The organism is Amycolatopsis albispora (assembly GCF_003312875.1).
Classification (GTDB): domain Bacteria; phylum Actinomycetota; class Actinomycetes; order Mycobacteriales; family Pseudonocardiaceae; genus Amycolatopsis; species Amycolatopsis albispora.
The window spans coordinates 8,202,989-8,214,928 of the sequence record NZ_CP015163.1; the positions used below are offsets into that span (position 1 = coordinate 8,202,989).

Annotated in this window: 14 protein-coding genes; 12 read left to right on the forward strand and 2 right to left on the reverse strand. The window is 69.4% G+C overall.

Annotated elements, in window-relative coordinates; all coding sequences use genetic code 11:
• The first annotated feature begins 15 nt into the window (after window positions 1-15).
• Genes A4R43_RS38690 through A4R43_RS38700 form a run of 3 tightly spaced genes read left to right on the forward strand, consistent with a single transcriptional unit; the run spans window position 16 to window position 3,555 of the window.
• Entirely contained in the window at window positions 16-1,050 is a 1,035-nt protein-coding gene (locus tag A4R43_RS38690) for a sugar ABC transporter substrate-binding protein (protein ID WP_113696627.1), read from the forward strand.
• Window positions 1,047-2,549: a sugar ABC transporter ATP-binding protein gene (locus tag A4R43_RS38695; protein ID WP_113696628.1), complete on the forward strand. Its 1,503-nt coding sequence runs from the start codon at window positions 1,047-1,049 to the stop codon at window positions 2,547-2,549. Before A4R43_RS38690 ends, A4R43_RS38695 begins: the two co-directional genes overlap by 4 nt.
• A complete protein-coding gene (locus A4R43_RS38700) occupies window positions 2,542-3,555 on the forward strand; it encodes an ABC transporter permease (protein ID WP_113696629.1) in 1,014 nt (337 codons plus the stop codon). Before A4R43_RS38695 ends, A4R43_RS38700 begins: the two co-directional genes overlap by 8 nt.
• 7 nt (window positions 3,556-3,562) lie before the next feature.
• Here A4R43_RS38700 and A4R43_RS38705 read toward each other — a convergent pair whose 3' ends face one another.
• Window positions 3,563-4,255, reverse strand: a complete 693-nt coding sequence (locus A4R43_RS38705; protein ID WP_113696630.1) for a FadR/GntR family transcriptional regulator — start codon at window positions 4,253-4,255, stop codon at window positions 3,563-3,565.
• A 179-nt stretch (window positions 4,256-4,434) separates the two neighbouring features.
• Between A4R43_RS38705 and A4R43_RS38710 the strand changes: the two genes are divergently transcribed.
• The gene (locus A4R43_RS38710) at window positions 4,435-5,394 is read left to right on the forward strand and encodes an aldo/keto reductase (RefSeq protein WP_113696631.1); all 960 of its coding nucleotides are present in this window, start codon (window positions 4,435-4,437) and stop codon (window positions 5,392-5,394) included.
• 61 nt (window positions 5,395-5,455) lie between these two features.
• Window positions 5,456-5,749 carry a WhiB family transcriptional regulator gene (locus tag A4R43_RS38715; protein WP_113698167.1) on the forward strand — a complete coding sequence of 98 codons (294 nt, stop codon included), beginning with the start codon at window positions 5,456-5,458 and terminating at the stop codon, window positions 5,747-5,749.
• Window positions 5,750-5,767: 18 nt separating this feature from the next.
• On the opposite strand, the gene A4R43_RS38720 is transcribed toward A4R43_RS38715, so the two are convergent.
• The gene (locus tag A4R43_RS38720; RefSeq protein WP_113696632.1) at window positions 5,768-6,193 is read right to left on the reverse strand and encodes an ANTAR domain-containing protein; all 426 of its coding nucleotides are present in this window, start codon (window positions 6,191-6,193) and stop codon (window positions 5,768-5,770) included.
• A gap of 348 nt (window positions 6,194-6,541) precedes the next feature.
• Between A4R43_RS38720 and A4R43_RS38725 the strand changes: the two genes are divergently transcribed.
• The 7 genes from A4R43_RS38725 to A4R43_RS38755 all read left to right on the forward strand — a co-directional run bounded on the left by A4R43_RS38725 (window position 6,542) and on the right by A4R43_RS38755 (window position 11,917).
• Complete coding sequence (locus tag A4R43_RS38725; protein ID WP_236808520.1) at window positions 6,542-7,222, forward strand: LuxR C-terminal-related transcriptional regulator; 681 nt, start codon at window positions 6,542-6,544, stop codon at window positions 7,220-7,222.
• A gap of 91 nt (window positions 7,223-7,313) precedes the next feature.
• The gene (locus A4R43_RS38730) at window positions 7,314-7,847 is read left to right on the forward strand and encodes a DUF3558 family protein (RefSeq protein ID WP_113696633.1); all 534 of its coding nucleotides are present in this window, start codon (window positions 7,314-7,316) and stop codon (window positions 7,845-7,847) included.
• The gene (locus A4R43_RS38735; RefSeq protein ID WP_113696634.1) at window positions 7,844-8,380 is read left to right on the forward strand and encodes a DUF3558 family protein; all 537 of its coding nucleotides are present in this window, start codon (window positions 7,844-7,846) and stop codon (window positions 8,378-8,380) included. Before A4R43_RS38730 ends, A4R43_RS38735 begins: the two co-directional genes overlap by 4 nt.
• 202 nt (window positions 8,381-8,582) lie before the next feature.
• Window positions 8,583-8,951 (forward strand): hypothetical protein, encoded by a 369-nt coding sequence (locus A4R43_RS38740; protein ID WP_162788747.1) that lies wholly within the window; start codon window positions 8,583-8,585, stop codon window positions 8,949-8,951.
• 447 nt (window positions 8,952-9,398) lie between these two features.
• The gene (locus A4R43_RS38745; RefSeq protein WP_113696636.1) at window positions 9,399-9,929 is read left to right on the forward strand and encodes a hypothetical protein; all 531 of its coding nucleotides are present in this window, start codon (window positions 9,399-9,401) and stop codon (window positions 9,927-9,929) included.
• Window positions 9,926-10,480: a DUF3558 family protein gene (locus A4R43_RS38750; RefSeq protein WP_113696637.1), complete on the forward strand. Its 555-nt coding sequence runs from the start codon at window positions 9,926-9,928 to the stop codon at window positions 10,478-10,480. Before A4R43_RS38745 ends, A4R43_RS38750 begins: the two co-directional genes overlap by 4 nt.
• A 3-nt stretch (window positions 10,481-10,483) precedes the next feature.
• On the forward strand, window positions 10,484-11,917 hold the full coding sequence (locus A4R43_RS38755; RefSeq protein WP_162788748.1) for a hypothetical protein: 1,434 nt from the start codon (window positions 10,484-10,486) through the stop codon (window positions 11,915-11,917).
• Window positions 11,918-11,940: the final 23 nt, after the last annotated feature.

The following is an 11,940-nucleotide window of genomic DNA, read 5'->3' on the forward strand; positions in this document are numbered from 1 at the left end:
ATCAAGGAGGATGCGGTGCGGAAGAACCTGATCGCCACGGCTGCCGCGGTGCTCTTGCTCGCCGTGGCGGGCTGCGGGTCCACAAAGGACAACGCGCCGGCCGAGGGCGGTGGCGGGGACGGTGGCCCGGTCGGTGCCACGGTGCCGCTGCTGACTTCGCCGTTCTGGCAGGCCTACAACAACTACGTGCCGCAGATGGCCGCCGCCGAGGGCGTGCAGGCGCTGCCGACGGTCAACGCGAACAGCGATCCGACCAAGCTCATCACCGATATGAACAACCTGCTCAACCAGGGCGTCAAGGGCCTGGTGGTGACGCCGCTGGATTCGGCGGCCGTGGTCGCCGGGCTGGAGCAGGCCGAGCGCAAGGGCGTGCCGGTGGTCGCGGTGGACGTGGCGCCAGAGGGCGGCAAGGTGGCCATCGTGGTCCGCGCGGACAACAAGGCCTACGGCGTCAAGGCGTGTGAGCACATCGGCGGCAAGGTCAAGGAGGGCAAGGTCGTCCAGATCATGGGTGATCTGGCCTCGGTGAACGGGCGCGAGCGCTCGGAAGCCTTCCGCGACTGCGTGAAGACGAAGTTCCCGGCGCTGCAGGTGCTGGAGGTCCCGGCGGAGTGGAAGGCGGACAAGGCCGCCTCCGGCCTGGAGGGCCTGCTGACGTCGAACCCGGACGTCAAGGCGGTGTACATGCAGGCTGGCGGGGTCTACCTGGCGCCGACCGTGCAGGCGTTGCAGCGCAAGAACCTCTTCTTCCCGGTCGGCGATCCCAAGCACGTGGTGCTGGTCAGCAACGACGGCATTCCGCAGGAGCTGGAGGCGATCCGCAAGGGCGAGCTGGACGCCACCGTCTCCCAGCCCGCCGACGCCTACGCCAAGTACGGGCTGCACTACGTCAAGCGCGCGATGGCGGGTGAGGTGTTCAAGCCGGGGCCGACCGAGCACGGCAGCACGATCGTGGAAACCCGGCCCGGCATTCTCGAAGACCAGTTGCCCGCGCCCGTGGTGACCAGGGACAACGTCGACGACCAGGGCCTGTGGGGCAACCAGCTGTGAACGCCCCGGTGGCGAGCGCGCTCGGGGTCGGCAAGCGGTACGGGCCGACCACCGCGCTGCACGACGTCAGCCTGACCGTCCGGCCCGGCGAGTCCCACGCGCTCGTCGGGCGCAACGGCGCGGGCAAGTCCACCCTGGTCTCCATCCTCACCGGACTGTCCAAACCGGACACCGGCGTGGTGGAGTTCGGCGGCCGCCCGGCCCCGCCGATGGCCGACCGCGAGGCCTGGCGCGCCAGGGTCGCCTGCGTGTACCAGCACTCCACGGTCATCCCGCACCTGACCGTGGCCGAGAACCTGTTCCTGAACCGCCAGCCGAAGGGCCGGTTCGTGATCAGCTGGTCGAAGCTGCGGCGGCAGGCGGCGGAACTGCTGGAGTCGTGGCGGGTGTCGGTCGATCCGGAGCTGACCGCGGGCGAGCTGTCGGTGGAGGACCGCCAGCTGGTCGAGATCGCGCGCGCGTTGTCCTACGGCGCCCGGTTCATCGTGCTCGACGAGCCGACCGCGCAACTGGACAGCCAGGCCATCGACCGGCTCTTCGGGCGCATGCGCGAGCTGCAAGCGAACGGGGTGACCTTCCTGTTCATCTCGCACCACCTGCAGGAGGTGCACGAGGTCTGCCAGGCGGTGACCGTGCTGCGCGACGCGCGCCACGTGCTGACCGCGCCGGTCGAGAAGCTGAGCCGCGCCGAGCTGGTGGACGCGATGACCGGGGAGGAAGGCGGGCTGTCGGTGGCCGACGGTGCCGCGCGCGAGCCGCTGCCCGAAGACACCGAGCTGGCGCTGGAAGTCGATGGCCTGTCCGGGGAATCGTTCCAGGACGTGTCGTTCGGCCTGCGGCGCGGCGAAGTGCTCGGCCTGGCGGGCAGCAACGCCAGCGGCAAGCACCAGGTCGCGGAGACCATCTACGGCCTGCGCGCGCCGGCCGCCGGTTCGGTGCGCGTGGCCGGGCGGCCGCTGCCCGCCGGGGACGTCGGCGCCGCGCTGGCCGCCGGGATCGGCTGCGTGCCAAGGGATCGGCACCACCAGGGCCTGGTGCTCGGACTGTCCATCGCGGACAACGCGACGATGACCGTGCTGGATCGCCTCGGCCGCGCGGGCACCGCGCCACCGGCCGCGCGCCGCGCCGCCACCGAGCAGTCCATTTCGGACTACGGCGTGGTGGCCGCCGGGCCGGACCAGCCGGTGTCCGACCTGTCCGGCGGCAACCAGCAGAAGGTGGTGCTGGCCAGGGCGATGGCCACCGACCCGGCGTTGCTGGTGCTGATCAACCCGACCGCCGGGGTGGACGTGAAGTCGAAGGAAGCGCTGCTCGCGGTGGTCGACCGGGTCCGGGCCGACGGCAAGGCCGTGCTGGTGGTCAGCGACGAACTGGACGACCTGCGGCCCGCCGACCGGGTGCTGGTGCTGCGGGCCGGGCGGCTGGTCGCCGAGCACCAGGCGGGCTGGTCCGACGGTGAGCTGGTCGCCGACATCGAAGGGGTGCAACGCGATGACTGACACCGCGACCAGGCAGCAGGCCGCGCCCGCGGCCGTCACGCGGCGGCGGCACCTGCCCCGGCTGCGCGAACTGGCGCTGCTGCCCGCGCTCGCCGTGCTGCTGGTGGTCGGCGGGCTGGTCAACGACCGTTTCCTCACCGCGGACAACCTGATCAGCATTCTCGGCGCGTCGGCCGCGCTGGCGCTGGTGGTGCTCGGCGAGTCGCTGGTGCTGATCTCCGGCAAGTTCGACCTGTCGCTGGAGTCCACTGTGGGCATCGCGCCGGTGCTCGGCGCGATGCTGGTCGTCCCGGCGCTGGCCGCCGGGTTCGGCACCGAGCTGCCCACCCCGGCGGGGCTGCTGGTGATCGTGCTGGTGGGGGCGGCGATCGGCACCTTCAACGGGTTCCTGATCGTGAAACTGCAGCTCAACGCGTTCATCGTGACGCTGGCCATGCTCATCGTGCTGCGTGGCGTGCTGGTCGGGCTGACCGAGGGCAAGACCCTGTTCGAGATGCCGGACGCGTTCTTCGCGCTCGCCACCGAGACCTTTCTCGGGCTGCCCGCGTCGGTGTGGCTGGCCGCCGCTGCCTACGCGATCACCGGGTTTGTGCTGCGGTACCACCGGATCGGGCGCGCGCTGTACGCCATCGGCGGCAACCGCGAGGCCGCGCGGGCCGCGGGCATCCGGGTGGACCGGATCTCCTGGCTGGTCTTCGTGGTGGCCGGGGTGCTCGCCTCGCTCGGCGGCCTGGTGATGACCGGTTACGTCGGCGCCATCAACGCCAACCAGGGCGACGGCATGATCTTCACCGTGTTCGCCGCCGCGGTGATCGGCGGCATCTCGCTCGACGGCGGGCGCGGCACCATGTTCGGCGCGCTCACCGGGGTGCTGCTGCTCGCGGTGGTGGAGAACCTGCTGACGCTGGCGCAGGTGCCCTCGTTCTGGATCCAGGCGCTCTACGGCGGCATCATTCTCGTCGCGCTGATGATCGCCCGGTTCACCGGAGGGAAACCCCAGACGTGACCGGGCCTCAGGCGGGGTGCTCGGCGGTGCCCAGCGCGTTGCGCAGCCACTGCTCGACCCCGGCCACGTGCACGGTGGCCCACGAGCGCGCCAGTTCCGGCTCGCGGGCGGCGATGGCCTCGTAGATGGCGGTGTGCTGCTCCCTGGTCTTCGCGACCGCGCCCTCCTGGGTGAGGCCGCGCCAGATGCGGGCGCGCGTGGTCGGCCCGGACAGGCTGTCCAGCAGGGAGCACAGCACCGGGTTGCCGGAGCCGTCGGCGATCTTGCGGTGGAAGGCGAGGTCGTTGGCCACCAGCGCTTCCACCGTCGGCGCGTCGTCCAGCTCGTCGAGCAGCCTGCGCAGTTCGGCGAGGTCGGCGTCGCTCATGTGCTGCGCGGCCAGCGCGGTCGCGGCGGGCTCCAGGATCCGGCGCACGGCGAGGAAGTCGAGCACGGTGTCGTCGCGGTGGAAGTCGACCACGAAGGTCATCGCGTCCAGCAGCAGGTTCGGCTCGAGGCTGGTCACGTACGTGCCGTCGCCCTGGCGCACGTCGAGCACGCGGATCAGGCACAGCGCCTTGACCGCCTCGCGCAGCGAACTCCGCGACAGGCCGAGGCGCTGGGCGAGTTCGGCCTCCTTCGGCAGCCGGTCGCCGGGCGCCAGCTCGCCGGAGATGATCATGCCCTTGATCTTGTCGATGGCTTCGTCGGTGACCGGCATGGCGCGCCCCTCGATCCGTGCAAACCTCGGATGTTTCGCTGCCCAGATAACCACGGAAGGAGGCCGCCGATGGCGGTACCCCACCCCCAGCGCGCCGCGCCGCACACCAGGCTGAAGGCGGGCGAAGAGGACGAGTACTCCAGCCGCGACTCGGGGCTGGGCCTGGTGTGGGAGCTGCCGTGAAGCTCGGCAGGTGGGGGCTCGGCTGCGCCCAGCTCGGCAATCTCTACACCGCGATCACCGACGACGAGGCCGCCGCGACCGTGGACCGCGCGTGGGCCGAGGGCGTCCGCTACTTCGACACCGCACCGCACTACGGGCTCGGACTCTCGGAACGGCGGCTCGGCGCCGCGCTGGCCGGCCGTCCGCGCCACGAATTCGTGGTGTCCACCAAGGTCGGCCGCCTGCTCGAGCCCGATCCCGCGGGCGCGGGCCGCCGCGACGACCAGGGCTTCGACGTGCCCGCCGCGTACCGCCGGGTCTGGGACTTCAGCCGCGACGGGGTGCGGCGGTCGCTCGAGGCCAGCCTGTCCCGGCTCGGCCTCGACCGGGTGGACGTGGTCTACGTGCACGACCCGGACGCGCATTTCACCGCGGCGCTGGACGAGGCGCTGCCCGCCCTGTGCGAGCTGCGGGACCAGGGTGTGATCGGCGCGGTCGGGGTCGGCATGAACCAGGCCGCGATGCCCGCCGAGTTCGTCCGCCGGGCCGATCTGGACGTGGTGCTGGTGGCCGGCCGGTACACCCTGCTCGACCAGCGGGCGCTGGACGAGCTGCTGCCGCTGTGCCTCGACCGGGGCGTGCCGGTGGTCGCGGCCGGGGTGTTCAACGGCGGCATCCTGGCGACCCCGGCACCCGGCACGATGTACGACTACGCGGAGGCGCCACCGGGGCTCGTCGCCACCGCCGAGCGGGTTGCCGAGGTCTGCGCCCGTCACGGGGTGGAACTGCCCCAGGCCGCTGTCGCGCTGCCCGCCACCCACCCCGCGGTGGCCACAGTATTGCTGGGCGCGCAGTCTTCCGCGCAGGTCAGCGCCAATCTGGCCAGGGCACGGCGGCCGGTGCCGCCGGGCCTGTGGGTTGAGCTGATCGAGGCCGGATTGCTCCGTCCGGACGCGGGTTCGCGGGCGGAGGTGTAGCAATCGGGGGAAGTGGGTAACACCGCGTCAGCGACCCAGCTTGATGGCGGAGGTGATCTTCATGGCGGACACGTCTCGGCTCCCCGAGCCCGTCGCGGAGACTTGGGAGTGGCAGCGCAAGGGGAATTGCCGGAACTTCGACAGTTCGATGTTCTTCCACCCGGACGGGGAGCGCGGGTTCGCCCGCGCCGACCGGGTGGCGCGGGCGAAGCAGATCTGCCAGAGCTGCCCGGTGATCGTCGAGTGCCGTCACCACGCGTTGACCGTGGAGGAGCCGTTCGGTGTGTGGGGCGGGCTCGACGAGAGCGAACGGCGGGAGGCGATCGCGCGGCGGCGGCAGCTCCCGGTGGCCTGAGCCCGCCACGCGGGGGAGTCACTCCAGCGCCGCCGCCAACACGGTGTAGGGCGGGATCCAGCCCCGGTCCAGGAGGAGCTTGTGCAGCTCCGCCGCCGCCCCCGGGGCACCGCCGGCCAGCTTCCGTGCCACGTCCACGAGAGCTGCGTCGATCTTGTCGACTTCGCCGGCTTCGGGTCCCGCCTCTTCCGTGCTTCCGTCCGGCGAGCGCTTGAGCATTTTCTCGAGCTGGTGGGTTTCGGCCTTCGCGGCGAGCTGGACGAGCAGGCTCGCCACCCGGTGCAGTTTCACGTTGTGCTGTTGCGACAACCGGATCAGCAGCCGGAACGCCTGCTGCGGGGTGCAGCGGTGCGCGACGACGAGCACCCCCATCGCCTGCTCGATGGTGGCGCGGCTGCGCAGCGCGCGGCGAAGCCCGTCCAGTTCGGCCTGCAGTTCCTTCACCCGGCGCTGGAGTTCTTCCGCGCCTGGGTCCCCGGTAGCCACCACCTCGTGGTGCCGGCTCAGCGCGCGGGGAAACGTCGGCGGTGCGGTGTGCTGGGCATGGAGTGTCTCCCCTCGGTCGGCAGGCGTGCGGGCTGACGAAGGTGACCGTGCGGGCTGGGGGTCCAGCGGGAGCACGGCACGCAGCGTCTCGCTGCGGCTGCTTGCTCAACCGCTTACCGGTCCACTTTAAAGATCCCCGCGTCCGGCCCGGAATGGGGGTCCGGCCAGGCGGACTAGTCCGTGATTCTCGTGCAACTGGATGAGGACAAGGACGCGGCGGTGTCGCAGGGTGTTCGGGTGAATCCGGTGCGTGCATTCCTCGTCGATGATCAGGAGCTGCTGGCGGAGGCGCTGGCGGCCAAGTTGTCCGCCGTGGGCGGCCTGCTGGTGGTGGGCCGCAGCTCGACCACGGACCCGGGCCTGGTCGACGCGGTGGCCAGGGCGCGCCCGCACGTGATCACCGTCGACATCCAGCCGGTCGGCCCGGCCACGGCCAATCTGCTGGGCCGCCTCGGCGCCGCGGCCCCCGACGCCAGGATCGTGGTGCTGACCGGTTCGCACGACCCGGTCCAGGCGGTGGTGGCGGCCCGCTGGGGCGCGACGGCCTGGGTGGGGAAGGACAGCTCGACGGAGCACCTGGTCGCGGTGTTGCACGGGGTCTGCGGCGGGAAGGCGTACTTTTCCCCGGATCTCCTGGGCTTCGTCCTGGCCGAGCTACGCGCCGACGTGCAGCGGGTCCGCGATTCGAACGGGCCGCTCGACGTGCTCTCGGCGCGGGAGCGGGATGTCCTGCTGGGCATCGTCGAGGGGAAGCGAGGCAGCCAGATCGCGGCTGAGCTGTTCCTCTCGGTGAACACGGTCCGGACGCACACGCACAACATCTTCAGCAAGCTGAAGGTGCACAGCCGGCTGGAAGCCGCCTCCCTGGCCCGGGCGGCAGGCATGCAACCCCGCATCCACTCCGGCCTCCGAAAGGGACCACAGTGAGCCGTCCCCGCACACACGGCTGCTAGCGTGTCGACGCGAATACCATTGGTAGTCGAAGGCAACGGTCGTGGGGGAAGGCGGTTCATGCCGGATGAGGTCTCCTGGTGCTTTTTCCGCTTTGCTCGGTCTTGCGTTGTTGGCCTTGGCAGGCTGTTCCGACGGACAGGTGGGGATTCCGCGTCCGCCTTCTTCGGCCGCACCGCCGACCGAATCAGCTGAGGCGGGGGCGGTTTTCGGTACCTTGAAGGCCTGTGATCTGCTCGATCGCGCAATCCAGGGACAAGGATATGGGCCTGGGGAAGTGTCGAATACGGCAAGCCACAACGGATGCCAGGCGTTGAAGCCGGGGTTGACGGTTCGACTGGACCTCGATGATCAGCAGGGTATCGACGAGCTTCGCGGTGACCCGGCGCAAATGCACACGGGCGAGGTGAACGGCCGGCCTGCCAAGCAATTGAAGCGCCCGTCGAGTCCCGGCGCCGGTTGCTACGTGGCGATCGAAGTCGGTGCTTGCGCACGGGCGCTGGTGCTGGCCGGTTTCGGTACCAACCCGTCCGTTGAGGACGCCTGCGCCGAGGCGAACAAGCTGGCGACGGCCGTCGAACCCGAACTGCCCGCCGCATGAGCGTCATGCGCGCATCGATGATGCTGGCCCTCGGCTTTCTGGCGGCTTGCACGGTGGAGGAGCCGGGCAAGTCGGTGGCAGGCCCGGCGCAGTCGGCGGCAGCAACCCAGGCGAGCCCGTCGCCGCGTGAACTGTTCGACGACGTTGAGGCATGCGAGGTTCTCGACCGCGCTGTTGTCGGCCAGGGCTTCCCGCCGGGCACGTTCTCCGGCATCGGCAGCGACAACGGGTGCCGCACCCAGGTGACCGGTACGGCTCTGGGACTGACCCTGGATGATCGGCAGGGTATCGACGCCCTGGCTGCTGCCGACCCGGGCAAGTCCTTCAGCGGGCACGTAGGTGAGCGGCGTGCCGTCCAGGTCAAGGATTCCGTCGGTGATGGCGGAGCCTGCGAGATCGGTATCGAGGTGGCTCCCCAGGCGCGGGCCGTCGTGATGGTGGTTCTGGGTTCCAACAGGCCGACCGACGAAGCATGTTCGAAGGCGAAGGAAATCGCGACTGCGATCGAACCCGTGCTGCCGATGGGCGAATGATGGCTGACCAGACACTGGGGGAAGTATGAGAAAGCGCAGTTCGGTGGCCGTGTTCGCCCTGTTGCTCCTTGTTCCTTCGACGGCTTGCTCTTCACCGCAACAAGGGCGACCGCTGGCGGAGCAAAGTGTCGTCGTGCCGGAATCCGGCGTGGCACCCGCGCCTTCGGGGTTGAGGGACATAAGCGCGTGTGAACTCCTGGACATGGCGCTGGCCGGTAAGAACTTCCCCGCCGGGGAAGACTCCGACATCGGTAGTGAAAACGGATGCATCACCAACAAGTACGGTATGGCCGCGGCGCTCGACCTGGACGATCGGCAAGGCCTGGCCGACGCCAGGCCGGACCCCACCAAAACATACGAGGGGGACATCAACGGGCGCCCTATCCTCCAGGTTCGCGAAAATGACGGTAGTTCGGGTATGTGCAAGATATTTCTCGAGGTCGCCGCGAAGTCCCGCGCCATCGTCTCCGTGACCCTCGGCACGAAGGGAACCACTGACCAAGCCTGCGACGAAGCCGGTTCTGTGGCGCAAGCGATCGAGCCGCACCTTCCGTCGGCTGTGGGCAACTGAACGGCAGACGGCTCTCAGGCCGGACAAGCGCAACGGCCTACGTGGCCGCGGGTTGAGGACGGAGTAAGCCGAGCGCGACGGGATATGCGCGGGGCCTCGGCGGTGGTCTGTGGCGGTCAAGACCCTGTGTGACGCTCTCCATGCCGCAGTTACTCTGGGTGCGCATTTCTGAGAGCGGTCAACAAGGCTTGCGTGGTGGAGCGGTGCAGAGGCAGCGAGCCTGGCGGGGCCACGACTGTGTATCCACCCGGCTCCGCAAGCGGCGGCACAGTGATGTGCCCGACCCCCGACCGGGTGAACGCCCACTGAACTGGGCTTTTCCTTTCTGTGCCGGGCACGGGACTTTGGCGGAACGCTCCCTTCACCGCGGTATGACTGCTAGCGTGTTGGGCTGAACACAAGCGGTCGCCAGGGGGCGGGGTCTTCCAGGGAGGGGCAGGCGCGGTCATGGCCGGAGAGACGGGCTTCAATACGCAGGCAGAGGCGGGTGCGCCGGGTGGCGCCCCGCCTTCACCCCCGCCTGCCGCGGGTGATGCCGGCAGCAACTTCCTCGACAGCCTGTTCGCCGTCGACCCCTTGGACGACGAGTCGGTCAAGCAGTTCAGCGCCGACGTGCAGCGGATCAAGGACCTGGCCAGCGCCGGTCCGACGAGCGGTGGTTTCGCCCTGGAGCCGGAGGCGGGCCAGAAGTTCATTGGCGCGGTGAGCCGCTACATCGACGAGGCCTGGCCCAGTCTCAGGGCTGACGTTGTAGCGCTGCGGCAACGTCCGGAGTTGGGCTCTGGTCCTTACGCCACACGCGTCGCCGAACATGACGGGTCGGTGATGGACGGGGACGATGCGTCGCTCATTCCCAACCTGGAGTTGCTCGAAAAGGGCTTGATTACCCTGCGGGAAGCGATTCAGCTGGCCATCGGCTCTTATCGTGAAGGCGACGAAGAAATAAGCATGACTTTCAAGGCGATTGATAAGGAATGAGTGAGTACTCGTTGTTTCCGCGTGTTCCGGTGATGCTGGCTTTAACTCTTGGCTTCCTTGCGGCCTGCACGGTGGAGGAGCCAGGAAATTCTGTCACGGTCTCGCCGCAGCCTTCGGGGGTGGAATCAACTGGGACTGGCCAGTCGCCGCGCACCCTGTTCAATGAGGTAAAGGCGTGCGAGGTGCTTGATGGCGCTGTTGCCGGGGAAGGATTTCCTCCGGGTAAGTTCTCCGACATCGGCAGCGACAACGGTTGCCGGGTGGAAAAGACTGGTATTGCCTTGGACATGAGCCTTGACGATGAGCAGAGCATCGACGACCTCCAGGTCGATCCGGCGAAGAAGTTCTCTGGCAAAGTGAATGGCCGACGGGCATTTCAGGTCAAGGATTCCGTCGGGGATGGTGGGACTTGCGAGGTCGCCGTGGACATGGGGGCCAAGGCCCGGTTCATTATCACGGTGGCACTGGGATCGAACAGGCCTACGGACGAAGCCTGCGCGGAAGCGACCAAGGTTGCTCAAGCAGTCGAGCCGGAACTGCCGAAAGGGTAAGTGATGGTTGACCAGCCGATGTACGAAGCCGATGTGTACAGCAAGGCCTACACGGACGCCGGTGGCGGGCAGGGGAACATCTTCGCCGACCCGACGGCAATGGCCGACGCGGCGGCCACGGCGCAGGCGTACTCGACAGCCCGTGGCCAGGCGCTCATGCACGGGCAGACCTTCCGGGAAGGCCTGGACGCCTCCGATCAGGACTACCTCGGCATCTCGCACGCCCAGCTTTACACGATGGCGCACACGGGAAACGGGGAAAAGGTCGATCAGAAGGGGCGCATCCTCGCGAAGACGCGGGACACGCTCAAGACTTTGAGTGACGATCTGCATGCCGCCGTCAACAATGAGCAGGCGGTGTGGCAGGGCGAGGGCGCCGCTCAGGTGCACAGTTTTGTGAAGCAGAGCGCGACCTGGGTGGACGGTGCCTCCCACGGCGTCGATCTTGCCTCGAATCGGTATTCGCAGCAGTCGGCGGCGGTGGTGAATGCGCAGAACTCGATGCCCGAGCCGGTGCCCTTCAATCAGGCCGAGGAAATGGCCAAGGCCAAGGCCGCCTTCCAAAGTGGCGGGTTCGACGCCAGCATGCAGGGGGTCAAGGCCCTCGAGGAAATGAGCGCCAAGCAGGAGGCCTCCCAAGCCGCCCACCAGCAGGCCGCCCAGGTCATGCACACCATGGACAACACCCTCTACGAGACCGGCTCCACGCAACCGTCGTTCGCCGCGCCGCCGACGTTGGGGGGTGGCCAGCCGAGCACGCCGGTGGCCGGGCCCTCCGTGGTGGGTGGCGGCACGCCCGGCCCGACCGGGGGCCTGCCCGGCGGCGGCTACGTCGGCTCCGGGCCCGGCGGCGTCGGGCCCGGGTACAACCCCGGCGGCCCCGCGCCCGTCACCAGCGGTGGCGCGCCGCCGGCCGGTGGGGTCAAGGGCACGCCGCCCGCGTTCGCGGGGCAGCTGGGCGGGGGGAACCTCGGGGCCCTCGGCTCGGAAAAATCACGGACGCCCGCCAAGGGCACCGGCGGCATGAAGTTCGGCAACCCCGGCGCGGGCGCGCGGGTCTCCGGCGGCGGCACCTACAACCCGCCGAAGGGGCCCGCCGGTGCGGCCGGACGCCTCGGCGGCACGCCCGCCGGTGGTGTTCCGAAGGCAGGCGGTGAGCAGGCAGCCGGTGCGGGCAAGTCCACCGGCTCCGGTGGCGTGCCGCCCAAGGACGGCACCATGCGCGGCGGGGCCGCGGCCGCGTCCAACGCGGGCGCCGGCAAGCCGGGCGCCGGCATGGGTGGCATGGGCGCCGGTGCGGGCCGGGGCAAGGAAGAGGACAAGGACAAAAAGCGCCCCGACTACCTCCAGGGCGAAGACCCCGACGAGTTGTTCGACGCCAAGCCCGCCGAAGGCCTCGACGGCGCCAAGCCGGTGCCGCCGACCATCGGCTCCTGAGCGGAGAGGCCGAAATAACCGCC